We start from the raw sequence: 23910 nt of genomic DNA, 5'->3' as shown, positions 1-23910 counted from the left end.
AATTAACCTAAAGATTCTATAAAACCATACACTATGGCAACCGTTGAAACGAACGCAGCATCATCGGCGGTTCATGTTGAAGAACATGACCACCACGAAGAGCTAAGTTTCCTGAGGAAATATGTGTTCTCGGAAGACCACAAAACGATTGCAAAACAATACATGTTTTCGGGCATTTTCTGGGCGATCATTGGCGCATCGCTTTCCGTTCTGTTCCGGTTGCAATTGGGATTTCCGAACATGACGCTGGAGTGGCTTCGTCCCATTCTGGGCGGCTGGATCGATGAATCCGGTAAGCTCGATAAAGAATTTTATCTGGCTATGGTAACCATGCACGGTACCATCATGGTATTCTTCGTGTTGACCGCCGGGTTGAGTGGTACGTTCAGTAACTTCCTGATTCCCTTGCAGGTAGGCGCCCGCGACATGGCCTCAGGCTTCCTGAACATGCTTTCCTACTGGTTTTTCTTCCTGTCCAGCGTTCTAATGTTCTCGTCACTGTTCATCGAAACAGGGCCGGCATCTGGTGGCTGGGTGATTTACCCCCCTTTGAGTGCCTTACCACAGGCCATGTCCGGCTCCGGTCTGGGGATGACGCTCTGGTTGATGAGTATGGCGATTTTTATCGTCTCGCAATTATTGGGTGGGATCAATTACATCACCACGGTTATTAACCTGCGGACACGCGGTATGTCATTCAGCAAAATGCCGCTGACCATCTGGGCATTCTTATTGACGGCTATTCTGGGTTTGATTTCCTTCCCGGTATTGTTGTCGGCAGCCCTGCTGCTGATCTTCGACCGGAGCATGGGAACCAGCTTTTACCTCTCCGAAATTTACATTGGTGGAGAAGCGCTGCCGAACATTGGTGGTAGCCCGATTCTGTTTCAGCACTTATTCTGGTTTCTGGGGCACCCGGAAGTATACATCGTACTGCTCCCGGCACTCGGGATCACTTCCGAAATTATCGCTACGAATTCCCGCAAACCGATTTTTGGCTATCGGGCTATGATTGCCTCCATGATCGGTATTGCCTTCCTGGCATTCATAGTCTGGGCTCACCACATGTTCGTAACCGGGATGAATCCATTCCTGGGATCGATCTTCATGTTCCTAACACTGATCATTGCCGTTCCATCGGCGGTAAAAGCGTTCAACTACATCACAACCTTGTGGCGCGGTAATATCGTTTTCACACCGGCCATGTTGTTCTCAATCGGTCTGGTATCCTTCTTTATCTCAGGCGGTTTGACTGGTATTATTCTCGGAAACAGCGCATTGGATATTCAGTTGCACGATACGTATTTCGTAGTTGCTCACTTTCACCTGGTGATGGGAGCGGCTTCGGCCTTCGGATTCCTGGCGGGGGTTTACCACTGGTTCCCGAAATTCTTCGGACGGATGATGAACCCGACATTGGGTCATATCCACTTCTGGCTTACATTTATCGGAATTTACCTCGTATTCTTCCCGTTGCATTACATTGGGATTGCCGGGTTTCCACGTCGGTATTATTCATTCACCACTTATGAAGCCTTCCGCACGTTTGGTGATTTGAATATGTTTGTGAGTATCGCAGCGATTTTCACCTTCACGGCGCAGTTTATTTTCCTCTGGAATTTCTTCTACAGTATTTTCAAGGGGAGGAAGGCCGCACAGAATCCGTGGAATTCGAACACACTGGAGTGGACGACTCCGCTGCATCCGGGGCACGGCAACTGGCCGGGCGAAATCCCGCCGGTTTATCGCTGGCCTTATGATTACAGCAAACCGGGTGCAACCAGCGATTTCATTCCGCAGAATGTCCCCTACTCTCAAACGCCGGAGTCGAATCTGCCGCACGAAAATGCGCTGATCGCCTTGGAGAAAGAGATTGAGGCTCAGAACTACAATGACCAGTTCAAGCAGCCTCACTAATCAACGTGAGCACCTGTTCCGGCGCCTGGCCCTTCTGACCGTCATCACCATTTACCTGCTCATTCTGGCGGGAGGGATTGTCAGAAGTACCGGCTCCGGAATGGGTTGTCCAGATTGGCCCCGGTGTTTCGGACGATGGATTCCACCCACCGAAGTATCCCAACTCCCTCTCAACTATCAGGAAATCTACGGAGCCAAACTGAAAGGAGAAGTTGAGTTTAATCCGGTTAAAACCTGGATCGAGTACGTCAACCGTTTGCTGGGTGCTTTTGCCGGTTTACTGGTTTTTGCCCTGCTCCTGGTTTCGATTCCTTACCTGAAAAGCGATAAACGTGTTTTTTACTGGAGCTTCATCTCGTTCGTTCTGATCGGCCTGAACGGCTGGCTGGGATCACGCGTCGTCGCAACGGAATTGGCACCCTATCTGGTCACCTTGCACATGCTGTTGGCCATCCTGGTGGTCTTTGCCTTACTGTATGTCATGGCAATTTCTTATACCGGTCGTGTTCATGTAGAACCGATTAGTAAGAAGAAACGGGTGATTAATCAGATTTTACTCTGGGCTATGGTTCTTTCTGTGGTTCAGGTGTTGATCGGGACGCAGGTGCGCGAATCCATTGATGAAGTCATTCAGCGAATTGGTTACAGTGAGCGGTATCGGTGGATGGATAGCCTGGATTTTCGTTTTTACATTCACCGGTCTTTCTCATTGGTCATTCTGGTGTTTCACGTGGCGGTTATTTACCAGTTGCGCAAACATGCAACCACTAAAGGGCTCCTTTCTCAACTGATTACCGCTTTGATGATCATGGTTGTCGTTGAGATTCTGACGGGCATTATATTGGCTTATTTCGCAGTTCCTGCAGCGGCTCAGCCCATCCACCTGACGTTGGCTATTATAATACTGGGTCTGCAGTTTATTGCACTTTTGGTGTTGAATGCCAACCAATTGTTAAGAAATCGGGCTGTTCAACAGCCTATTTATTCAAAATTATAGAATGCAACAAACCAAAACCATTGGTATCAGTGCGTTTGCATTAAAAGGAAAAGCGTACTTCGATTTGCTGAAATTCCGTTTATCAGCTTTTGTCGCTTTGTCCGGCATGTTTGGCTACAGCCTCGCGGTCACCCGGATTGATTGGCTAAAGCTGGGATTGTTGTTCGTTGCTTCGCTGGCGATGACTGGTTCGGCGAACATCATCAACCAGATTATCGAGAAAGAGTATGATAAATTGATGAAACGGACGGCAGGTCGGCCTTTGCCAACCGGTCGGCTAACGGTTCAGGAAGCCGCCATTTTCGCGTTTGTCCTTTTCGTCGTTGCCTGCTATCTGTTTATTGTCGTTTTTAACCTGCGGGCGTGTGCTCTCTCGGTCCTTTCATTATTGCTTTATGGGTTTGTTTACACGCCCTTGAAGCGGGTCGGCCCGATCGCGGTTTTTGTAGGTGCTTTGCCCGGTGCATTTCCACCCATGATTGGCTGGGTTGCTGCCACGAACCACTACGGTTTGGAACCCGGCATTCTGTTTGCCATTCAGTTTTTCTGGCAGTTTCCACATTTCTGGGCCATTGCCTGGGTGGCCGACAACGATTACAAAAAAGCCGGGTTCAAACTGTTGCCTTCAACGGGCGGCAAGGATGAAAAAACCGCCCTGCAAATCATGATTTATACTCTGTTTCTGTTGCCGGTTGGCTGGTTGCCTTACGAACTGGGCATGACGGGGATCAACTCGGCGATTGTTGCCATGGTTTGCGGAATTCTATTTCTGACTCAGACGTTTTACTTAATGAGAAAACGGACGGACAAGGCGGCTTTACAGATTATGTTTGGATCATTCCTGTATTTGCCGATTGTTCAAATTGCCTTCTTGTTAGACAAATTGTAACAAACTATGAGCGAACTAGTTAAAATATTGCCAATGGCGGAGGAACCCGAAGAAACCTTATCGATGAACCCCAGGAAGTTCATCGTCTGGATGTTCGTGGTCAGTATTGTGATGTTGTTTGCCGCAATGACGAGTGCCTATCTGGTTCGTCGGGCGGAAGGAAACTGGCTGGAGTTCGAAATGCCCGCTATTTTCATGTACAGCACAGTGGTGTTGCTCATCAGCAGCGTTTCCATGCACTGGGCGTACCGGGCCGCAAAAAAAGATGATTTTGGAACCCTGAGAACAGCAATTTCTATTACTTTTGCGTTTGGGCTGGCCTTTTTAGTCATGCAATTGCTAGGCTGGAAAGATCTGGTGGCTCAGAATGTATATTTTGTCGGCAATCCGTCCGGCTCATTTATGTACGTTTTCACCGGACTTCATGCTTTTCACCTGATTAGTGGCTTGATTGTGCTTCTTTACGCACTGCGGGCTTCCTTCCAGTTGAAGATTCACGCTAAAAATTTGACCCAACTTGAAGTTTGCATGACCTACTGGCATTTTTTAGATATCTTGTGGGTCTATCTGTTTGGCTTTTTATTGTATTTTAATTGATTCAATTTCCGTAAAGCATGGCTGCTACTGCAACAACCGAAGCACCGGTGTTCGACAAGAAAACCTGGATGGGCGGTGTAGAACCAATGAAAGTGAGCTACGGTAAGCTCATGATGTGGTTCTTCCTGATTTCCGATACCTTTACCTTTTCTGCATTGCTGGTAACCTACGGGTTGATCCGCTTCAGTTTTCAGGCATACGATCCGGCCATTCACGGGGAGTTTCATTTCTCGAACCTCTACTGGCCCATTCCCGAGAAGGTTTACGAAGCCGTACCATTCCTCCATGGCGTTGAATTGCCACTGGTATTTGTCGGAATCATGACTTTTATCCTCATTTTCTCATCGGTTACGATGGTGTTGGCGGTAGAAGCGGGTCACCGGATGGACAAAGCCGCAGTAGAGAAGTACATGCTGTGGACAATTTTGGGTGGTTTGACTTTCCTGGGCAGCCAGGCATGGGAATGGACGCACTTTATCCACGGAACCGAAGAAGGATCGGTCATCCGGGAGATCGTAAACGGGCAATGGGTTGAACGCACCATTTTTGGAGCAAACCTGACTGAAAACCAGTATGGCCCTCCGGCTTTTGCCGATCTTTTCTTTTTCATCACCGGTTTTCACGGAACCCACGTTTTGAGTGGCGTTGTCCTGAACATCCTGATTTTCTACCGCACCTCTTTCGGTTTGTACCAGCGTCGCGGGCATTACGAGATGGTTGAAAAAGTAGGTCTGTACTGGCACTTTGTTGATTTGGTTTGGGTATTTGTCTTTACCTTCTTTTACCTGGTATAAAAATTCTGAGATACAATCATGGCAGATCATAGCTCCCATCACCACGATACGGAACCCGGCGTTATTGCCGAACCGCAAACCAAGGCCATCTGGCGGACGTTCATCATCCTGTCGGTTTTAACGGCTTTCGAATTCCTGATTGCCTTTACGTTGCACGCTGGTTTTCTGAAAACGTCGATTTTCGTTCTGATGACCATCGTGAAGGCTTTCTACATCGTCGGTGAATTTATGCACTTAAAACACGAAGTTAAATCACTGATCTGGGCGATTATTTTGCCTTGTATTTTTGTGGTTTGGCTGTTGCTTGCCCTGTTGATGGAGGGTGGCTTCATCTTCGTGGCACGATAAAATGGCGCGTCTTGTAAAGGCCGGAATCCTCCTGTTCTTGTTGGTGGTTCCGGCTTTTGTTTTTATTTTTCTCAAGGTATTTGGTCGCAATCAGTTTACTCTTCAGACCTTTTTTCCGGTAATCGATGCCAAAACCGGCCAGATTGAAACCAGGCCCGCCGACAGATCGGGTTGGGGAAAAGGGGCACGGGATACGGTTTTCTACACCTTACCTCGGATTGTGGGGACTTTACCGGATAAAAAACCATTCTCCACCTCAGATCTCAACGGTAAACTCTATGTTGCTTCGTTTTTTGGTCTGAATTGTGACAGCACCTGTGGCCAGGTGGCGGGCCAACTCAATCGCGTTCAGGACATCTTTATCCAGAAACCGGATATTATGTTGGTGTCATTTGTCGACACCGATTCGGTGGCCAGACAGGTCATGACAGCAAATGATGTACAGCCTGAAAAATGGCTCATTGCCAAACCCGATTCGCTGGAAACTGCCTTCCTGGGCGAACAGTATTATCGGATCAAACAGCGCCCTATGACGGGCCGTAAAAACGAAACTTTTACGCTCTACGAAGGGTTGGTATTAATAGACCACGAAGGACACATCCGGGGTTTTTACAACGGAACCGATAAAGCGGATGTCGATCGGTTGGTTCTGGAAGTCAGAGTTCTACAAGATATTTACTCCCATCAATAGGCTCCTGCATCGTATGGTAACCTTGCAAATTGAACAAAGTAAAAAATACAGCCGCCTGATCAACATCCTGGCGGTTGTGATCCCGGTGGTCGTAGCCGTTCTGCTGGGAATTCGCCAAAAAGTGGATTTAGGCGAATGGACAACTTACCTGCCGCACATCAATGCTGTCATCAATTCGGCCACGGCGGTTTTGTTGCTGGCGGGCTTTTATTTCATCAAGCAGAAGAACATCGCAGCCCACCGGGCAACCATGTTGGCCGCTTTTACGCTGGGCTTTCTTTTTCTGCTGAGTTATGTCTTATACCACCTGTCGAACGAGTCAACGCCTTTCGGTGGAGAAGGCTGGATTCGGCCGGTTTATTACTTTCTGCTGATCAGCCACATTAGTTTGTCCATTGTCGTCGTGTGGTTTGTGCTTCGGGCGGTTTATTTTGCGTTGAGTGGGCAGATTGCCAGACACAAGGCCGTAGTGAAATGGGCATTTCCCATCTGGTTGTATGTCAGCATCACCGGCGTTGTCGTTTATTTATTGATTGCACCTTATTACAATCATTAATCCAGTGGGCTATGAAAACCTTGAAAAGCTTTTTGGCACTTAGTGTACTGTATATGCTCACCCTCACCAACACCTTTGCCCAATGTGCCATGTGTCGGGGAACGGTGGAAAGCACGATGAGCAACGGTCGTAACCAGGTTGCGGTGGGCTTAAATACTGGTATTCTCTATTTGTTGGTAACGCCGTATCTGCTGGTAGCCATCATCATCTTTCTTTGGATAAGAACCAGCAAAAAAGAACATGGCAAACGTCTCGCAATTGCAAGCCGTGTCCGGGGGGCTATGTCCCAGATGTAGACAGGGCAAGGTTTTCCAATACGCGGTTTACAACCTCCGGCGGTTTGATGAAATGTATGAGCATTGTCCGCACTGCGGTTTGCGGTACGAAATTGAACCCGGTTATTTTTGGGGGGCCATGTTTGTCAGTTATGTTTTGTCGGCCGGTATTGCCCTTCTACTCGGCTTTTTGATTTTCTACGGACTCAACGACCCGGGCGGTTGGACCTACGTGCTGATCATTTGTCCGGCACTGGTTCTGATTACTCCCATCAACTTCCGCATTTCCCGCATTGTCTGGCTTCATTTTGTATCGGGGATCTATTACGAACCCGGCAAAACGTCGGAATTTTAAACTTCCTCAAGCCCGGTCAGTCGACCGGGCTTCTTTTTTGAATAATTTCAACCCACCGTGCAACCCTGATCGGCCCGGTTTGCATCTTGTTCCTGAAAACGATTCTTAACCGGCATGATTCGACGATTACTCGGCTATTCAACGGAAATGCAGCTCATAACGGCACTGCAACGGGCGGACAGCCGGGCGCAGAAGGCGTTGTTTGAGCGGTATTCTTCGAAAATGCTGACGATCTGCGTCCGCTACGTCTCCAACCGCTACGAAGCGGAGGAGATTCTGATGGACGGTTTTATGCGGGTTTTTGAAAAAATCGGGCAGTATAAAAGCGAAGGTAGTTTTGAAGGCTGGATCCGGCGGATCATGGTGAATGAATCCCTGATGTATCTGCGAAAGAACAAACAATGGCGGGCCGAAATTGCGCTGGAAGATGCCGCACCGGAAGCCGATACCACGTTTGCCGATCAGGATTTGATGGCTGAAGACCTGATGAATCTGCTCGAACAATTGCCAGCCGGCTACAAAACCGTATTCAATCTGTACGCCATCGAAGGGTACAGCCATGCCGAAATAGCCGAATCATTGGGAATTACCGAAAGTACCTCCAAATCGCAACTGCACCGCGCACGGGCTCTCCTGCAACGGTTGCTGACGCAGTTGGACGTAAAAAAAAAATCAATAAGTTATGAGCCAGCATCCTATTGACGATCTGTTTTCCAGCCAGTTAAGGGACCACAGGGTAAAACCGGAACGGGCTACGTGGGAAGAGTTACAGCGCCGAATGAACGCGAAAGAGGAGCGCAAATCACCGTTTGTCTGGTGGTATGCGTCGGCCGCCAGCGTAGCCGTACTGCTGTTGGCGTCGTGGTGGTTGTGGTCGGGCGATGAAACCGTCAAAACCGATCCGGCAACCACCCGAATAGCGAAGCAGACACCGAGAAAGTCGGTACCGGGCCAAAAACCTATACCATCAAAAACCGACCTGCCGTCAGCGATGGACGAAGCGGAAAAACCGGTCATCGCGTTTGAAAAACCGGCGGTTCGCCGAAGCAACAGCCAGAACGAAGACAGCCATCAGGTTGTAAAACGGGCTCCACATGCCGCTGAGGAACTGGTAATCACTGAAAAACCGCCTATTTCAATTCCGCAGGAAGAGGTTCGGAAACCGGAAGTGTTGCTTGCGGCCGAAGAAACTCCTAAGCAGGCCGAGCGAACATTGGTGGTTCAGATGGCGGCTCCGGAAATCAAACCAACGGCTTTGGTCGCATCAACGGAATCAGAAAACGCTGCGTTTACAGAACGCAATGGTGAGGATCAGCCGAAGAAAAAACGCTTCCGTCTGGGACGCGTGCTGCGCCAGTTCAACAAGATAAAATCCGGTGAACCCGTCGAATGGGAAGAAGTAGGCGTTCAGCCGGGGGCGTTGCTGGCCCGAGCGTCGGAGCGGGTTCAGGAAGGAAAAGAGAAGATTTCCAATTCGTACGAGAACCTGCGCTACAATGCATTCAAGAAAAATCCAAACAACAAATAGAACCATGAAATCCGTATTCACCACCCTCCTGATCCTGTTCGGTAGCCTGGCGTGGGCCGCTCCCGAAAGTCTGAAAGCCGATTCGCTGGTTATTCTATTCGGCAACAAAACCCGGCTGGTTATCCACTCCAACGATAAAGAAGGAATCCGGCAGTTGTCCAATTATGACATCAATAAAATTATCCGCGACATGGGCATGAAGCTCGATTCGGCCAAAGCGGGGGAGACGTTCATTGTCATCGACGAAAACCGGGTGCAGCGGTATTTGCAGGATACGGTTTTGATTGTGACCCAGCGGGATGGCGAGGTGAGCGTGACGATCAAAGAATCGGATGATCGGCGTTATGAGCGTTCGGATAGTGACTCGGACTGGTCGAGCCGGAACCACAGCCGCCGTCGGAAAAAAGACAACTGGGAAGTGGGCGCCGAGGGGGGCGGCATTGGGTTGAACAGCCTGGTTGAGAAAAGCGCCAATCCGAATTATCCCGCCGAAAGCTACCGGCTGCGGCCGTTGGGTTCCCGTTACATCAGCCTGGCTTTGAGCCAGATGCCGACCCTTGCCCGGAGCCAGCACGTAGGTTTCAAACTCTATTACGGAATAGAAGTGTCGTGGAACAACTACATGTTCGAAAACGATGTTATTGCGCAGAAAGGGGCTGAGGGAATCGTATTTGCGGATGCCGGACGGGATTTAAAGAAAAGCAAACTGACGGTTTGTTCGGTGAATCTGCCGGTGGTGCCACGGCTCAGTTTTTACAACAGCAGTGGCCGTAAGATGGGCCATTTGGGTTTCGGTGGTTACGCGGGGTACCGGGTCGATAGCTACACGAAAATCAAAGAGCAGGATAGCAACAAAGAACGGCAGCACTCGAATTTTTACCTGAATGATTTTCGCTACGGCCTCATTGCCCACATTGGCATTGCCCGTACGAACTTCTTTATCAAGTACGATCTGAATCCAATGTTCCAGGACAACAAAGGGCCGAACGTTCGGGCGTTGAGTTTCGGAATTGGTTTGTAAGAATTTCTGAGGGACAAAAACCGTCGTTGGCGCAGGCCAGTGGCGGTTTTTGTTTGTTACTAAATTGGTTCAGCTAAATTTATTTTAAGCGAATAGTTGACTTAGCAAAAAAAGCATGTAATTTTGCAACTCCGTTGGCAGAAGTGCTGGTTGAGTGACATCAAAAAGTACTTTTTAAGGACTGAAAGGGGAGTTTCCAGAGTGGCCAAATGGATCAGACTGTAAATCTGCTGGCGTACGCCTTCGGAGGTTCGAATCCTCCACTCCCCACCAAGTAAAAGTGTAAATAGTGCATAGGTTTGAGTTTACCGGTTTGATCAGGAATAATAAACTCATAAACCGACAAAAAGCGGGAGTAGCTCATTTGGTAGAGCGGTAGCCTTCCAAGCTTCAGGTGGCCGGTTCGAGCCCGGTCTCCCGCTCCAGATAATGAATAGTGTATAATGAACGTGACGAGTCAATCATTTTCATTCTGCATTATTCATTTTTCTTAGTTATAAGTGAAGAAAAGCCGTTGTAGCTCAGTGGTAGAGCACTTCCTTGGTAAGGAAGAGGTCAGGGGTTCAAATCCCCTCAACGGCTCAGAAACGCCAAATTTCAATCAATTAATAACCAGTTCAATTTAAGCTTTTCCAACAATGGCTAAAGAAAATTTTGACCGTTCCAAGCCGCACGTCAATATTGGTACGATTGGTCACGTTGACCACGGTAAAACAACCCTGACCGCTGCCATCACGAAAGTGTTGTCAGAAAAAGGTTTGGCCGAAAAACGCGACTTCTCGTCCATCGACAACGCACCGGAAGAAAGAGAGCGTGGTATTACCATCAATACCTCGCACGTAGAATATTCGACGGCAAATCGTCACTACGCACACGTTGACTGTCCGGGCCACGCTGACTATGTGAAAAACATGGTTACGGGTGCTGCTCAGATGGACGGTGCGATTCTTGTTGTAGCCGCCACAGACGGCCCAATGCCCCAGACCCGCGAGCACATTCTGCTGGCTCGTCAGGTAGGTGTACCTCAGCTGGTTGTTTTCATGAACAAAGTGGACATGGTCGACGATCCGGAACTTCTGGAACTCGTTGAAATGGAAATCCGCGAACTGCTGAGCTTCTACGAATACGATGGTGACAACATTCCGGTGATCCAGGGTTCTGCTTTGGGTGGTCTGAATGGCGATGCCAAATGGGTGGCTACCATCGAAGATCTGATGTCTAACGTTGACAGCTACATTCCGCTGCCTCCACGTCAGACCGAACTTCCGTTCCTGATGCCGGTGGAAGACGTGTTCTCCATCACAGGTCGTGGTACGGTGGCTACAGGTCGGATCGAACGCGGAATCATCAACTCTGGCGAGCAGGTTGAGATTCTGGGTATGGGTGCCGAAAACATGAAATCAGTTGTTACGGGGGTTGAAATGTTCCGGAAAATTCTGGACCGTGGTGAAGCCGGTGACAACGTAGGTTTGCTGTTGCGTGGTATTGAAAAAACCGATATCCGTCGTGGTATGGTTATTTGCAAGCCAGGCTCCGTAAAACCACACGCTAAATTCAAAGCGGAGGTTTACGTTCTGTCGAAAGAAGAAGGTGGCCGTCACACGCCGTTCTTTAACAAATACCGTCCACAGTTCTACTTCCGTACCACGGACGTAACGGGTGAGATCTCTCTGCCTGCAAACGTTGAGATGGTTATGCCCGGTGATAACATCACGATTGAAGTTGTCCTGATCAACAAAATCGCCATGGAGAAAGGTCTTCGTTTCGCTATTCGCGAAGGTGGCCGGACGGTTGGTGCAGGTCAGGTAACAGAAATCCTCGACTAATACAAGGCTATTAAAACAGGTGCATTTCTTTCGGGGAATGCACTTGTTTTTTCTGAATATTTAGTAACTTTGCAGTCCGTTTCGGCGGGCAAACCGGAACAAAGAGAAAAGAGCTAAGATAAAAGGCCTGATTCGCATCTTTTGTCTTACTTCTTTTCTCTTTCTTCTAACTAAACACGGGTGTAGTTCAAGGGTAGAATAGCGGTCTCCAAAACCGTTGATGGGAGTTCGAATCTCTCCACCCGTGCCAATCACATCACAGATGGACAAGGTTACCTCATTTCTGAAAGACTCCCTAGAGGAGGTTCAGCACAATGTTACATGGCCAAAGTTTGGCGATTTGCAAGCCAGCTCAACATTGGTCTTGATTGCATCGCTGATTTTTGCACTGCTGGTAGGAGGCATCGATTTTTTGTTTGAAAATGCGCTGAATCTTTTTTATCAGTCGTTTTGATGCCAGGTCATAATTGTCTCTGTGTGATTCGGAGTTGGTAATCATTCAGCAACAATTACAATTCGTAACGAATTCACGATGGAAAGCGGAATCAAATGGTATGTCGTCCGGGCCATTTCTGGCCAGGAAAAGAAAGTCAAGTCTTATCTGGAAAATGAAATTGCCAGACAAGGATTGGGTGACTTTGTTCCTCAGATTCTGATCCCGTCTGAAAAAGTATACGAAATGCGGAACGGAAAAAAGCGGGTTCGTGAGAAAACGTTCTTTCCGGGCTATATTTTAATTTCAGCCGATCTCTCCAACGGCGAAGTTTCCCACTTGATTACCAGCATGCCTGGTGTTCTGGGTTTTCTGGGAAATGCCAACGGCCCGACCAAAATACCGGTTCCGTTGCGACAGGCTGAGGTAAACCGTATTTTAGGGAAAGTCGATGAGGTAACTCAGGAAGTGACAACCCCTACGGTATCGTTTATTAAAGGAGAGTCGGTAAAAGTGGTTGATGGCCCGTTCAGTGGGTTTATCGGAACCGTCGAAGAAGTGTTCGACGAACGGAAGAAGCTGAATGTGGTGGTCAAAATTTTCGGCAGAAATACCCCTGTAGAGCTGAGTTACGCACAAGTAGAAAAGGAAAATTAACTGGCTATGCCCGAGACCATGCCGTCGTATGCTTCCCACTGGACGGACAGTCATTCGCAGGGCTTAGCGTAACAAACCAGAAGCAATGGCAAAAGAAGTAGTTGGCTACGTGAAATTGCAGGTGAAGGGTGGTGCTGCCAATCCCTCTCCTCCGATCGGACCAGCGTTGGGTTCCAAGGGTTTGAACATCATGGAATTCTGCAAGCAGTTCAACGGACGGACGCAGGACAAGGCAGGCATGGTCCTTCCGGTACTGATCACGTACTACAAAGACAAATCGTTTGAATTTGTCATCAAAACACCGCCTGCACCCATCCTGTTGATGGAGGCTGCCAAAGTCAAAACCGCGTCGGCCCAGCCGAACCGGAATAAAGTTGGCTCAGTAACCTGGGATCAAGTTCGGCAGATTGCTGAAACGAAAATGCCGGATCTGAACGCCTTTACCATCGAATCAGCGATGAAGATGATTGCCGGTACCGCCCGGAGTATGGGCATCACGGTATCGGGGAAAGCTCCCTGGGACAATTAATTTCAGCAGTCAAATTCAGAGAAGATAATGGGAAAATTGACTAAAAAACAAAAGGATGCTCTGAGCAAATACGAAGTTGCGAAAGAGTACTCATTGGCGCAGGCTGCCGAGATTTTAAAGACAATCTCGTATACGAAGTTTGACGCTTCCGTAGACATCGACGTTCGTTTGGGCGTTGACCCCCGGAAAGCGGATCAAATGGTACGGGGTGTAGCTACACTGCCTCACGGTACGGGTAAAACCGTTCGTGTATTGGTACTGTGCACACCGGATAAAGAAGCTGAAGCGAAAGAAGCGGGTGCTGATTTCGTGGGGCTGGACGAGTACATTACCAAAATCGAACAAGGCTGGACGGACGTCGACGTGATCATCACTATGCCGAACGTTATGGCTAAAGTTGGTAAACTGGGCCGGGTTCTGGGGCCGCGCGGTTTGATGCCAAACCCGAAATCGGGTACGGTAACGCCGGAAGTAGGCAAGGCGGTTCGTGAAGTGAAAGCCGGTAAAATCGACTTCAAAGTCGATAAATTCGGAATCATTCACGCCGGTATTGGTAAAGTGTCGTTCGACCCGGACAAACTGGCCGAAAACGCACAGGAAATTATTGCAACCCTGCTGCGCCTGAAGCCATCGTCCTCAAAAGGTACGTATGTAAGAACGATTCATTTGTCAAGCACGATGAGTCCGAGTGTAGTAATTGATAAAACGACGGTATCAGGACTGTAACATGACACGGGAAGAAAAAGGAGCGATTATTGAGGAACTGAGCGAGAAGTTCAAGACGGTTCCCTACTTCTATATCACCGATGCCAGTGGCATGTCGGTTGCCGAAGTAAACAAACTGCGTCGGATGTGTTTCGACCAGGGTATCGAATACCGGGTTATCAAAAACACACTGATCCGGAAAGCACTGGAAACGCTGGAAACCGACTATGCTTCCTTTGATGAGGCTGTATTAACGGGATTCTCCGGTGTCATGTTCCACGCAGAATCGGGTAAAGTTCCAGCCAAGCTGATCAAACAATACCGCAAAGAAGCCGGTAATGACAAGCTGAAGCTGAAAGGCGCATCGGTCGATTACAGCCTGTTTATTGGTCACGACCAATTAGAGACGCTGTTGACACTGAAAACCAAGAACGAACTCATCGGCGACGTTATCGCCTTGCTGCAATCACCTGCCAAGAATGTTATTTCTGGTTTGCAGAGTGGTGGCAACAAACTGGCCGGTATCCTCAAAACACTGTCGGAGCGGGAAGCCGCCTGACGCAATACAATGCTCACGGATTAACGGCTAATCGCCCCGGTCCCTGGGTACAGTTTTAAATCAATTTTGTAACAATCTAATCAAGAATACGAAAATGGCAGATTTGAAAGCGTTCGCGGAGCAGCTTGTCAACCTGACGGTAAAAGAAGTTAACGAACTGGCTGCTATTCTGAAAGATGAATACGGCATCGAACCAGCAGCAGCAGCACCAGTAATGGTAGCCGGTGGTGGTGGCGGTGAAGAAGTGGCAGCCGCTCCTGAGAAAACGTCTTTTGACGTGATCCTGAAAGCAGCAGGCGCCAGCAAACTGGCCGTTGTGAAATTGGTGAAAGACCTGACCGGTCTGGGCCTGAAAGAAGCCAAGGAATTGGTTGACACAGCTCCAAAACCAGTGAAAGAAGGTGTTGCAAAAGACGAAGCCGAAGCGCTGCGCAAGCAACTGGAAGAAGCCGGAGCAGAAGTTGAAGTGAAATAACCCTGCTTGGGGCATCACATTCTCCCCCGGGAATAGGCCTGGCATCTGTCAGGTCTTTTCCTGTTTGGGGAGTTTTGCGCTGTACACACGGGAAAGCAAACTATTTTCCTGTATATTACGTTGTCCGTTTACGCCCTTTTGTGTACCAAAAGTAAGCGGACGAGTCAATCTCGATCACTATCACTAAACGCAACGAAGTCTTGGCTACGAAAACAACCACGCGTATAAGCTTTGCGAAAATCAAACCAGTGATCGAATATCCGGATTTTTTGGATGTTCAGATACAATCTTTCCAAGATTTTTTTCAGTTAGACACCCCTTCTGATAATCGTTCGAAAGAAGGTTTGTTTAAAGTTTTTCAAGAAAATTTTCCGATTTCTGATTCCCGCGAGAATTTCGTGCTGGAGTTTATCGATTATTCGGTGGATCCCCCGAAATATTCGGTCGATGAGTGTATCGACCGGGGTTTGACGTATTCGGTGCCCCTGAAGGCAAAATTACGACTTTCCTGTAACGATGCGGATAACGAAGACTTCGAAACCATTGAGCAGGAAGTATTTTTAGGAAATATTCCGTATATGACCGCGAAAGGTTCGTTTGTCATCAACGGAGCCGAACGCGTAATTGTTTCTCAATTACACCGTTCACCGGGTGTGTTCTTCTCGATGAGCAAGCACACCAACGGTACGAAACTGTATTCAGCACGGATCATTCCGTTCAAAGGATCGTGGATTGAATTCTCGACTGATGTCAACAACGTCATGTATGCTTACATCGACCGGAAAAAGAAATTTCCGGTAACGACGTTGCTGCGTGCCATTGGCTTTGGTTCGGATAAGGAAATCCTGGACTTGTTCGGTTTATCTGAAGAAATACCGGCAACGCCGGCAAACCTGAAAAAAGTAGTGGGCCGTCGGCTAGCTGCCCGGGTTTTGCGGACGTGGACGGAAGATTTTGTGGATGAAGATACGGGAGAAGTGGTGTCAATCAGCCGGAATGAGGTATTGATGGAGCGTGATTCCGTCATCGCGGCTGATCACATCGACACCATTACTGATTCAGGACAGAAGTCGATCATCCTGCACAAGGAGGATATGAACGTCGCTGATTACAACATCATCTACAACACCCTGCAGAAAGATAGCTCCAACTCGGAGAAAGAAGCCGTTGAGCAAATCTACCGTCAGCTTCGGAACACCGAGGCTCCGGATGAGCAAACCGCCCGTGAAATCATTCAAAGTTTGTTCTTCTCGGACAAACGCTATGATTTGGGCGATGTTGGACGGTATCGGATCAATAAAAAACTGGGTCTGGATGTAGCGCCCGATACGAAGGTACTGACGACGGAGGATATCGTTTCCATCGTGAAATACCTGATCGGTCTGATCAACTCCAAAGCCGTTGTCGATGACATTGACCACTTGAGCAACCGGCGCGTCCGGACGGTCGGTGAGCAATTGTACGCCCAATTTGGTGTCGGTCTGGCCCGGATGGCGCGGACGATCAAAGAACGGATGAACGTTCGGGACAACGAAGATTTCAAACCGGTCGATTTGATCAATGCCCGGACCTTGTCCTCGGTCATCAACTCGTTCTTCGGTACGAACCAGTTGTCGCAGTTCATGGACCAGACAAACCCGCTGGCCGAAGTGACGCACAAACGCCGGATGTCGGCACTCGGACCCGGTGGCCTGTCGCGCGAGCGGGCCGGTTTTGAGGTACGTGACGTTCACTATACGCACTACGGTCGCCTGTGTACGATTGAAACGCCGGAAGGACCGAACATCGGTTTGATTTCGTCGCTTTGCGTCTACGCGAAGGTAAACAGTATGGGCTTCATCGAAACGCCTTACCGCATTATTGACAGCGGTAAAGTCGTGCCCGATATCCCGGTGAAATACCTGACTGCCGAAGAAGAAGATACGCACTACATTGCCCAGGCGAATACGCAGGTCGATACGAAAGGAGTGCTGACGGGCGACCGGATCAAGTCACGTTTTGAAGGTGACTTCCCCATCTCGGAACCGTCGAGCATTACCTATATGGATATTGCGCCGAACCAGATTGTCTCGGTGGCCGCTTCGATGATTCCGTTCCTGGAACACGATGATGCCAACCGGGCCCTGATGGGATCGAACATGCAACGGCAGGCAGTTCCGCTGCTCCGCCCGCAGGCACCGATTGTCGGAACCGGTCTGGAAGGACGCGTTGCGATCGACTCCCGTGCTCTGGTTATTGCCGAAGAAAACGGGGTGATCGAGTTTGTGGATTCGACCAAAATTGTGGTTCGCTACGATCTGGCCGACGATCAGCGGTTGATCAGCTTTGATGATGATCTGAAGACCTACAACCTGATTAAATTCCGCCGGACGAACCAGGATACCTGTATCAACCTGCGGCCGATGGTTCTGAAAGGTCAGAAAGTGAAAAAAGGCGAACCGCTTTGCGAAGGATACGCAACCGAAGGTGGTGAGCTGGCGCTGGGCCGGAACATGAAGGTGGCCTTCATGCCTTGGCAGGGCTATAACTTTGAGGATGCGATTGTGATTTCGGAGCGCGTTGTTCGCGAAGACATCTTTACGTCGATCCACATTGAAGAGTTCGAACTCGAAGTTCGTGATACCAAGCGTGGTGAAGAGGAACTGACGGCTGAAATTCCGAACGTTTCGGAAGAAACCGTGAAGAACCTCGACGAAAACGGGATTGTTCGCGTCGGTACGGAAGTGAAGGAAGGCGATATTCTGATTGGTAAAATTACGCCAAAAGGAGAAAGCGATCCGACGCCGGAAGAAAAACTGCTCCGTGCTATTTTTGGTGACAAAGCCGGTGACGTGAAGGATGCTTCCAAAAAAGCACCGCCGTCGCTGAAAGGTGTCGTCATTGATACGAAGCTGTTCTCGCGTCCGAACAAAGACGAACGCTCGAAGCACAAGGATGAGATTAAGGCGTTGATGAAACGGTATAGCCGGGAGTTGGTCGGTGTGCGCGAGCGCATGATCAACAAGATGTCGACGTTGCTGGAAGGGAAGACTTCGCAGGGAATCAACCACAAATTCGGCGATAACATCACGAGCAAAGGCGTTAAGTTTACCCGGAAGAACATCACGGATAACCTGTTCCCGGACAAAAACCCGTATCGTGACGAAAGCAGCTATTCCGTTCCGGAAGAAGTGAACCTGTTGGGTGACCTGTTGATCGAAGGATGGACCGATGATCCGCATACGAACAAGTTGCTGACCCAGATGGTTAAAAATTACAACAACCGTCGGAACGAAATCACCGGACGCTTCAAGCGCGAACGTTTTACGCTCGAAGTGGGTGACGAACTACCGGCCGGTATTGTGAAGCTGGCAAAAGTCTATGTTGCCAAGAAGCGCAAGCTGAAAGTGGGTGACAAGATGGCCGGTCGTCACGGGAACAAAGGGGTTGTAGCCCGGATCGTTCGGGATGAGGACATGCCGTTCCTCTCTGATGGATCGCCGGTCGACATCGTTCTGAACCCCCTGGGTGTACCTTCCCGGATGAACTTGGGTCAGATTTACGAAACCGTACTCGGTTGGGCCGGTTTGAAATTGGGTCGCAAATACGCTACGCCCATTTTCGACGGAGCAACGGAAGACCAGGTGGTTTCGGAACTGAATGATGCCGGGTTGCCTTCGTTTGGCCGTACGTATCTCCACGACGGGTTGTCGGGCGAACGTTTCGATCAGAAGGTTACCGTGGGTGTTATTTACATGCTGAAACTGGGTCACTTAGTGGATGATAAAATGCACGCCCGTTCGATTGGACCGTACTCACTCATTACGCAACAGCCGTTGGGTGGTAAGGCACAGTTTGGAGGTCAGCGGTTTGGTGAAATGGAAGTTTGGGCGCTCGAAGCATTCGGGGCATCGCACATTCTTCAGGAAATCCTGACCGTTAAATCCGACGATGTCGTGGGCCGGGCTAAAGCATACGAAGCCATCGTAAAAGGCGAAAATCTGCCGAAACCGAATATTCCGGAATCGTTCAACGTGTTGGTACACGAGCTACGCGGTCTGGCCCTTGAGGTGACGATGGATTAATAAAAATGGTTTACCGGTCGGTTCAGTCGAATCGACCGGTAGTACTAATTCGCTAAACGGATTTTCCGGTGTGACGCCAAAACTCATATATTTCTGAAAAGCTACAAGTACACGGTTGAAATCCTCAACCTACGTGCTTGTTTTTTATGCATATGCGCTTTTACATTGCCAAAACCGGTTTTCTTTCTCTTCCTAAGAAGCGCAGGATGATTTGCGATCAGCTACATAACGTGTACAGGGTGTGCGGGCAATCACACCCGTGAATGATAGTTGCGTAAAAGTTGTTTAGTCTAGTGGTGGTTAGCTTTTAAAAAATCCATACAAGTATGTCCTTTAAGAAGAACAAAAAACTCAACAGCGACTTTTCCAGGGTGCTGATAAGCCTGGCTTCGCCTGAGTCCATTCTGGAGAGTTCGTACGGGGAAGTGACCCAACCTGAAACGATCAACTACCGGACTTACAAGCCTGAGATGGGCGGTTTGTTCTGTGAGCGGATCTTTGGGCCGGTCAAAGACTGGGAATGCCATTGCGGGAAGTACAAACGGATTCGCTACAAGGGCATTATTTGCGATCGCTGTGGGGTGGAAGTAACGGAGAAAAAGGTGCGCCGGGAACGGATGGGACACATCGAACTGGTGGTTCCGGTTGCCCACATCTGGTACTTCCGGAGTCTTCCGAATAAAATTGGGTATCTGCTCGGTCTTTCTACCAAGAAGCTCGATCAGATTATTTATTACGAACGCTACGTTGTCGTTCAAACCGGTATCAAGGGGGAAGACGGTATTCAGGAACTCGACTTCTTAACGGAAGACGAATACCTGGACATTGTTGATAAACTGCCGAGTGGCAACCAGCTTTTGCCGGATTCTGATCCGCAGAAGTTTATCGCCAAAATGGGGGCTGAAGCCCTCGAAATGTTGCTATCACGGGTGAAGTTGGACGAACTGTCGTACAACCTGCGCCACGCTGCGGCAACGGATACATCGCAACAACGGAAAGCGGAAGCCCTAAAGCGACTGAAAGTCGTTGAAGCCTTCCGGGATGCCAACACCCGCGTTGAAAACCGCCCCGAGTGGATGGTGATTCGCATGGTGCCGGTGATTCCGCCGGAATTGCGTCCGCTGGTGCCTCTGGATGGTGGTCGTTTTGCTACGTCTGACTTGAACGACTTGTATCGCCGGGTGATTATCCGGAACAACCGTCTGAAGCGTCTGATTGAAATCAAGGCGCCGGAGGTAATTCTGCGGAACGAAAAGCGGATGTTGCAGGAAGCGGTCGACTCCTTGTTTGACAACTCCCGGAAAGTCAACGCGGTTCGTTCGGAAGGAAACCGGGCACTGAAGTCGTTGTCGGACATGCTGAAAGGAAAGCAGGGCCGGTTCCGTCAAAACTTGCTCGGTAAGCGGGTCGATTATTCGGGTCGTTCCGTAATCGTTGTTGGACCCGAATTGAAACTGCACGAATGCGGTCTGCCGAAAGATATGGCGGCTGAGCTTTTCAAGCCGTTTATTATTCGGAAACTGATCGAGCGCGGTATTGTAAAAACCGTGAAATCGGCGAAGAAAATCGTTGACCGGAAAGACCCGATTATCTGGGATATTCTGGAAAACGTATTGAAAGGTCACCCCGTTCTGTTGAACCGGGCTCCAACGCTGCACCGTTTGGGTATTCAGGCGTTCCAGCCGAAACTGATTGAAGGAAAAGCAATCCAGTTGCACCCACTCGTCTGTACAGCATTCAACGCTGACTTTGACGGTGACCAGATGGCCGTTCACGTTCCGCTGGGACAGGAAGCCATTTTGGAAGCCTCGATGCTGATGCTGGCGTCGCACAACATTCTGAACCCGGCCAACGGCGCGCCCATTACGGTACCGTCGCAGGACATGGTTTTGGGCTTGTACTACGTGACGAAAGGTCGCAAGAGTACGCCCGAATATCCGATCATCGGCGAAGGCATGACGTTCTATGGCGCGGAAGAGGTGATCATTGCCATCAATGAAGGCAAAGTCTCGAAGCATGCGAATGTCAACGTTCGGACGAAGGTTCGGAACGAAAAAGGCGAACTGGAAACGAAGATTATCGATACCGTAGCTGGTCGGGTGCTGTTCAATCAGTCCGTACCGGAAGAGGTTGGGTATATCAATGAACTGCTGACGAAGAAAAAACTGCAGCAGATTATTTCGTACATTTTCAAAATTTCAGGTGTATCGAAAACCGCTCAGTTCCTGGACGACATCAAAGAACTCGGTTTCCAAATGGCCTTCAAAGGCGGTTTGTCAATCGGTTTGAGTGACGTGAAGGTTCCTGATGCGAAAGAAAAACTGATTGGTGAAGCCAAACAGGAAGTTGAGTCGGTTTGGAACAACTATCTGATGGGTCTGATTACGGAAAATGAACGCTACAACCAGGTGATTGACATCTGGACGCGCGTCAACAGCCGGATCACCGAAACCCTGATGAAGCAGTTGGAAGCCGATCAGCAAGGATTCAACTCGATCTTTATGATGATGCACTCCGGAGCCCGGGGTTCACGCGAACAGATTCGTCAGTTGGGCGGTATGCGGGGGTTGATGGCCAAGCCACAGAAGAACCTGCAAGGTTCAGTCGGCGAGATCATCGAAAACCCGATTCTGTCGAACTTTAAAGAAGGTCTGGACGTACTCGAGTACTTCATCTCGACGCACGGTGCGCGGAAAGGTTTGGCTGATACCGCTTTGAAAACAGCGGATGCCGGTTACCTGACCCGTCGTTTGCACGACGTGGCGCAGGATGTCATTATTACGGAAGACGATTGCGGTACGTTGCGCGGTCTCCAGATCTCGGCATTGAAAGACAACGAGGACATCGTTGAACCATTGTCAGAGCGGATTCTGGGTCGGGTTACGGTACACGATGTGTATAATCCGTTGACGAAAGAGCTGATAGTGGCGGGTGGTAGCGAAATCAACGAAGAAATCGCGGCTGCTATTGACGAAACCAGCATTGAAACCGTCGAAATCCGGTCGGTGTTAACGTGCGAAGCCAAGAAAGGGGTTTGCGCGAAATGCTACGGTCGGAACCTGGCAACGGGTCGCATGGTCGACATTGGTGAGGCAGTGGGCGTAATTGCTTCGCAGTCCATCGGTGAACCGGGTACGCAGTTGACGCTTCGGACCTTCCACGTTGGGGGTACGGCTTCAAACATCGCAGTCGATGCGTCCATTCGGGCGAAATTCGACGGGATGGTTCAGTTTGAAGAAATGCGGACAGTTGAATCCGTTGATAACGAAGGAAACCCGATTACGGTCGTGATGGGTCGTTCCGGTGAAGTTAAAATTGTCGATCCGGCTAATCCGAATCTGGTGTTGATCAGCAACAACGTGCCTTACGGTGCTTTCATGCGGGTCAAGGAAAACCAACTCGTGAAGAAGGGAGACGAACTTTGCGCCTGGGATCCGTACAACGCCGTTATCTTGTCCGAAATAACGGGTAAACTGGAATTCGAAGCCATCGAAGAAGCCATTACCTATCGCGAAGAGTTTGACGAACAAACGGGCTTCCAGGAAATGGTGATCATCGAAAGCCGGGATAAGACCAAAAACCCGGCGATTATGGTGAAAGGAACCAGTATCCTGCTGGAAGACACCACTGAGAAAAGCTATAACCTGCCGGTGAGTGCCCGTCTGGTTGTGAAAAACGGTCAGTCGATCAAGGCCGGTCAGCCGGTGGCGAAAATTCCGCGTAACGTTGGTAAAACCCGCGACATCACGGGTGGTCTGCCCCGGGTAACGGAATTGTTCGAAGCGCGTAACCCGTCGAACCCGGCGGTTGTGAGCGAAATCGACGGTGTTGTTACCTACGGTACGATCAAACGCGGTAACCGCGAAATTTATATCGAGTCGAAAGACGGAACGAAGAAGAAATACCTGGTGCCGTTGTCGAAACACATTCTGGTTCAGGACAATGACTTCGTTCGGGCGGGTGATCCGCTGTCGGATGGCGCCATTACGCCGTCGGATATTCTGTCGATCAAAGGACCAACCGCGGTGCAGGAGTACCTGGTGAATGAAATTCAGGAGGTATACCGTCTGCAGGGTGTGAAGATCAATGATAAGCACATCGAAGCGATTGTTCGTCAGATGATGCAGAAAGTTGAGATTATGGACGCTGGCGACACGATCTTCCTGGATATGCAATCGGTTGACAAATGGAGTTTCCGGACCGAAAACGACAAAATCATGAACATGAAAGTCGTCATGGATCCGGGTGATTCTGAAACGCTGAAAGCCGGTCAGATCATTTCTGTACGTCGTCTGCGCGATGAAAATTCGAGCCTGAAACGTCGGGATATGAAACTGGTCGATGTTCGTGATGCCATGCCGGCGGTTTCACAACCGACCCTGCAGGGGATCACACAGGCGTCGTTGGGTACGGAAAGCTTCCTGTCGGCAGCTTCATTCCAGGAAACGACCAAGGTGTTGAGCGAAGCGTCGATCCGTGGAAAAGCCGATTACCTCGAAGGCTTGAAAGAAAACGTGTTGGTAGGCCACCTGATCCCGGCTGGTACGGGAACGCGCCGGTACGCCAACATCATTGTCAACTCGAAAGAAGAATACGAATCGTTCGTTGAAACGCGTGAGAAATTTACGCGCAGCAAAAAACGCGAGACGGTTTAGTCTCGATCCATACATGAAAAGTGAACAGGGTCAGGCCAT

At 49.4% G+C, this 23910-nt stretch carries 21 protein-coding genes, 4 tRNA genes and 1 pseudogene; all 26 read left to right on the top strand.

Annotation, left to right across the window (positions count from 1 at the left end):
- Nucleotides 1–33: 33 nt before the first annotated feature.
- The 26 genes and pseudogenes from F0P93_RS14530 to rpoC all read left to right on the top strand — a co-directional run bounded on the left by F0P93_RS14530 (nucleotide 34) and on the right by rpoC (nucleotide 23871).
- Complete coding sequence (locus tag F0P93_RS14530; RefSeq protein WP_150877083.1) at nucleotides 34–1917, top strand: cytochrome c oxidase subunit I; 1884 nt, start codon at nucleotides 34–36, stop codon at nucleotides 1915–1917.
- A complete protein-coding gene (locus tag F0P93_RS14525) occupies nucleotides 1892–2914 on the top strand; it encodes a COX15/CtaA family protein (protein ID WP_150877082.1) in 1023 nt (340 codons plus the stop codon). Before F0P93_RS14530 ends, F0P93_RS14525 begins: the two co-directional genes overlap by 26 nt.
- A gap of 1 nt (nucleotide 2915) precedes the next feature.
- Complete coding sequence (gene cyoE, locus F0P93_RS14520; RefSeq protein WP_150877081.1) at nucleotides 2916–3803, top strand: heme o synthase; 888 nt, start codon at nucleotides 2916–2918, stop codon at nucleotides 3801–3803.
- A 6-nt stretch (nucleotides 3804–3809) separates the two neighbouring features.
- Complete coding sequence (locus tag F0P93_RS14515) at nucleotides 3810–4400, top strand: cytochrome c oxidase subunit 3 (RefSeq protein WP_150877080.1); 591 nt, start codon at nucleotides 3810–3812, stop codon at nucleotides 4398–4400.
- Between the two features lie 17 nt (nucleotides 4401–4417).
- Nucleotides 4418–5194 (top strand): cytochrome c oxidase subunit 3, encoded by a 777-nt coding sequence (locus tag F0P93_RS14510; protein WP_150877079.1) that lies wholly within the window; start codon nucleotides 4418–4420, stop codon nucleotides 5192–5194.
- An 18-nt stretch (nucleotides 5195–5212) separates the two neighbouring features.
- On the top strand, nucleotides 5213–5542 hold the full coding sequence (locus F0P93_RS14505; protein WP_150877078.1) for a cytochrome C oxidase subunit IV family protein: 330 nt from the start codon (nucleotides 5213–5215) through the stop codon (nucleotides 5540–5542).
- Nucleotide 5543: 1 nt separating this feature from the next.
- Nucleotides 5544–6233 carry an SCO family protein gene (locus F0P93_RS14500; RefSeq protein WP_150877077.1) on the top strand — a complete coding sequence of 230 codons (690 nt, stop codon included), beginning with the start codon at nucleotides 5544–5546 and terminating at the stop codon, nucleotides 6231–6233.
- A 13-nt stretch (nucleotides 6234–6246) separates the two neighbouring features.
- Complete coding sequence (locus F0P93_RS14495) at nucleotides 6247–6789, top strand: DUF420 domain-containing protein (RefSeq protein ID WP_150877076.1); 543 nt, start codon at nucleotides 6247–6249, stop codon at nucleotides 6787–6789.
- An 11-nt stretch (nucleotides 6790–6800) separates the two neighbouring features.
- Nucleotides 6801–7085: a CAMCR motif-containing small membrane protein gene (locus tag F0P93_RS14490; protein ID WP_150877075.1), complete on the top strand. Its 285-nt coding sequence runs from the start codon at nucleotides 6801–6803 to the stop codon at nucleotides 7083–7085.
- A 52-nt stretch (nucleotides 7086–7137) separates the two neighbouring features.
- Nucleotides 7138–7419, top strand: a complete 282-nt coding sequence (locus tag F0P93_RS14485) for a DUF983 domain-containing protein (RefSeq protein ID WP_255472168.1) — start codon at nucleotides 7138–7140, stop codon at nucleotides 7417–7419.
- A 114-nt stretch (nucleotides 7420–7533) separates the two neighbouring features.
- Nucleotides 7534–8121 (top strand): RNA polymerase sigma factor, encoded by a 588-nt coding sequence (locus tag F0P93_RS14480; protein ID WP_114406422.1) that lies wholly within the window; start codon nucleotides 7534–7536, stop codon nucleotides 8119–8121.
- Nucleotides 8102–8947 carry a hypothetical protein gene (locus F0P93_RS14475; protein WP_150877073.1) on the top strand — a complete coding sequence of 282 codons (846 nt, stop codon included), beginning with the start codon at nucleotides 8102–8104 and terminating at the stop codon, nucleotides 8945–8947. Before F0P93_RS14480 ends, F0P93_RS14475 begins: the two co-directional genes overlap by 20 nt.
- Nucleotides 8916–9836: pseudogene (locus F0P93_RS14470) on the top strand (outer membrane beta-barrel protein); the annotation flags it as partial. The gene F0P93_RS14475 and the pseudogene F0P93_RS14470, both read left to right, overlap by 32 nt.
- Before the next feature lie 319 nt (nucleotides 9837–10155).
- Nucleotides 10156–10241: transfer RNA gene (locus tag F0P93_RS14465), tRNA-Tyr, on the top strand.
- A gap of 76 nt (nucleotides 10242–10317) precedes the next feature.
- Nucleotides 10318–10393 (top strand) — tRNA-Gly (locus tag F0P93_RS14460).
- Nucleotides 10394–10478: 85 nt separating this feature from the next.
- Nucleotides 10479–10550: transfer RNA gene (locus F0P93_RS14455), tRNA-Thr, on the top strand.
- A 56-nt stretch (nucleotides 10551–10606) separates the two neighbouring features.
- Nucleotides 10607–11794: an elongation factor Tu gene (gene tuf / locus F0P93_RS14450; RefSeq protein WP_114406419.1), complete on the top strand. Its 1188-nt coding sequence runs from the start codon at nucleotides 10607–10609 to the stop codon at nucleotides 11792–11794.
- A 176-nt stretch (nucleotides 11795–11970) separates the two neighbouring features.
- Nucleotides 11971–12044 (top strand) — tRNA-Trp (locus F0P93_RS14445).
- A gap of 12 nt (nucleotides 12045–12056) precedes the next feature.
- A complete protein-coding gene (gene secE, locus F0P93_RS14440) occupies nucleotides 12057–12248 on the top strand; it encodes a preprotein translocase subunit SecE (RefSeq protein ID WP_114406418.1) in 192 nt (63 codons plus the stop codon).
- Nucleotides 12249–12326: 78 nt separating this feature from the next.
- Nucleotides 12327–12884: a transcription termination/antitermination protein NusG gene (gene nusG / locus F0P93_RS14435; protein WP_138993071.1), complete on the top strand. Its 558-nt coding sequence runs from the start codon at nucleotides 12327–12329 to the stop codon at nucleotides 12882–12884.
- Between the two features lie 85 nt (nucleotides 12885–12969).
- Nucleotides 12970–13413 carry a 50S ribosomal protein L11 gene (gene rplK / locus F0P93_RS14430; protein ID WP_114406416.1) on the top strand — a complete coding sequence of 148 codons (444 nt, stop codon included), beginning with the start codon at nucleotides 12970–12972 and terminating at the stop codon, nucleotides 13411–13413.
- Between the two features lie 27 nt (nucleotides 13414–13440).
- Complete coding sequence (rplA, locus tag F0P93_RS14425; RefSeq protein ID WP_114406415.1) at nucleotides 13441–14139, top strand: 50S ribosomal protein L1; 699 nt, start codon at nucleotides 13441–13443, stop codon at nucleotides 14137–14139.
- A 1-nt stretch (nucleotide 14140) separates the two neighbouring features.
- Entirely contained in the window at nucleotides 14141–14677 is a 537-nt protein-coding gene (rplJ, locus tag F0P93_RS14420) for a 50S ribosomal protein L10 (protein ID WP_114406414.1), read from the top strand.
- A gap of 94 nt (nucleotides 14678–14771) precedes the next feature.
- On the top strand, nucleotides 14772–15152 hold the full coding sequence (rplL, locus tag F0P93_RS14415; RefSeq protein WP_114406413.1) for a 50S ribosomal protein L7/L12: 381 nt from the start codon (nucleotides 14772–14774) through the stop codon (nucleotides 15150–15152).
- Nucleotides 15153–15352: 200 nt separating this feature from the next.
- Nucleotides 15353–19216 carry a DNA-directed RNA polymerase subunit beta gene (rpoB, locus tag F0P93_RS14410; protein ID WP_150877071.1) on the top strand — a complete coding sequence of 1288 codons (3864 nt, stop codon included), beginning with the start codon at nucleotides 15353–15355 and terminating at the stop codon, nucleotides 19214–19216.
- Nucleotides 19217–19542: 326 nt separating this feature from the next.
- Nucleotides 19543–23871, top strand: coding sequence for a DNA-directed RNA polymerase subunit beta' (gene rpoC / locus F0P93_RS14405; RefSeq protein WP_150877070.1), 4329 nt, complete (start codon nucleotides 19543–19545; stop codon nucleotides 23869–23871).
- Nucleotides 23872–23910 lie beyond the last annotated feature (39 nt).

Source organism: Larkinella humicola, assembly GCF_008727875.1.
Taxonomy (GTDB): domain Bacteria; phylum Bacteroidota; class Bacteroidia; order Cytophagales; family Spirosomataceae; genus Larkinella; species Larkinella humicola.
Note: the sequence above shows the minus strand (reverse complement) of the source record. Positions and strands in the feature narration are given on the sequence as shown.

What these genes read in the sequence shown, in the direction of transcription:
- F0P93_RS14525 (WP_150877082.1), top strand. Translation starts at nt 1,892, where the DNA reads ATGACCAGTTCAAGCAGCCTCACTAATCAACGTGAGCACCTGTTCCGG.
- cyoE (WP_150877081.1), top strand. Translation starts at nt 2,916, where the DNA reads ATGCAACAAACCAAAACCATTGGTATCAGTGCGTTTGCATTAAAAGGA.
- rplJ (WP_114406414.1), top strand. Translation starts at nt 14,141, where the DNA reads ATGACACGGGAAGAAAAAGGAGCGATTATTGAGGAACTGAGCGAGAAG.
- F0P93_RS14495 (WP_150877076.1), top strand. Translation starts at nt 6,247, where the DNA reads ATGGTAACCTTGCAAATTGAACAAAGTAAAAAATACAGCCGCCTGATC.
- F0P93_RS14490 (WP_150877075.1), top strand. Translation starts at nt 6,801, where the DNA reads ATGAAAACCTTGAAAAGCTTTTTGGCACTTAGTGTACTGTATATGCTC.
- rplL (WP_114406413.1), top strand. Translation starts at nt 14,772, where the DNA reads ATGGCAGATTTGAAAGCGTTCGCGGAGCAGCTTGTCAACCTGACGGTA.
- F0P93_RS14505 (WP_150877078.1), top strand. Translation starts at nt 5,213, where the DNA reads ATGGCAGATCATAGCTCCCATCACCACGATACGGAACCCGGCGTTATT.
- tuf (WP_114406419.1), top strand. Translation starts at nt 10,607, where the DNA reads ATGGCTAAAGAAAATTTTGACCGTTCCAAGCCGCACGTCAATATTGGT.
- nusG (WP_138993071.1), top strand. Translation starts at nt 12,327, where the DNA reads ATGGAAAGCGGAATCAAATGGTATGTCGTCCGGGCCATTTCTGGCCAG.
- rpoC (WP_150877070.1), top strand. Translation starts at nt 19,543, where the DNA reads ATGTCCTTTAAGAAGAACAAAAAACTCAACAGCGACTTTTCCAGGGTG.
- F0P93_RS14485 (WP_255472168.1), top strand. Translation starts at nt 7,138, where the DNA reads ATGTATGAGCATTGTCCGCACTGCGGTTTGCGGTACGAAATTGAACCC.
- F0P93_RS14530 (WP_150877083.1), top strand. Translation starts at nt 34, where the DNA reads ATGGCAACCGTTGAAACGAACGCAGCATCATCGGCGGTTCATGTTGAA.
- secE (WP_114406418.1), top strand. Translation starts at nt 12,057, where the DNA reads ATGGACAAGGTTACCTCATTTCTGAAAGACTCCCTAGAGGAGGTTCAG.
- F0P93_RS14480 (WP_114406422.1), top strand. Translation starts at nt 7,534, where the DNA reads ATGATTCGACGATTACTCGGCTATTCAACGGAAATGCAGCTCATAACG.
- F0P93_RS14500 (WP_150877077.1), top strand. Translation starts at nt 5,544, where the DNA reads ATGGCGCGTCTTGTAAAGGCCGGAATCCTCCTGTTCTTGTTGGTGGTT.
- rplA (WP_114406415.1), top strand. Translation starts at nt 13,441, where the DNA reads ATGGGAAAATTGACTAAAAAACAAAAGGATGCTCTGAGCAAATACGAA.
- F0P93_RS14515 (WP_150877080.1), top strand. Translation starts at nt 3,810, where the DNA reads ATGAGCGAACTAGTTAAAATATTGCCAATGGCGGAGGAACCCGAAGAA.
- F0P93_RS14510 (WP_150877079.1), top strand. Translation starts at nt 4,418, where the DNA reads ATGGCTGCTACTGCAACAACCGAAGCACCGGTGTTCGACAAGAAAACC.
- rplK (WP_114406416.1), top strand. Translation starts at nt 12,970, where the DNA reads ATGGCAAAAGAAGTAGTTGGCTACGTGAAATTGCAGGTGAAGGGTGGT.
- F0P93_RS14475 (WP_150877073.1), top strand. Translation starts at nt 8,102, where the DNA reads ATGAGCCAGCATCCTATTGACGATCTGTTTTCCAGCCAGTTAAGGGAC.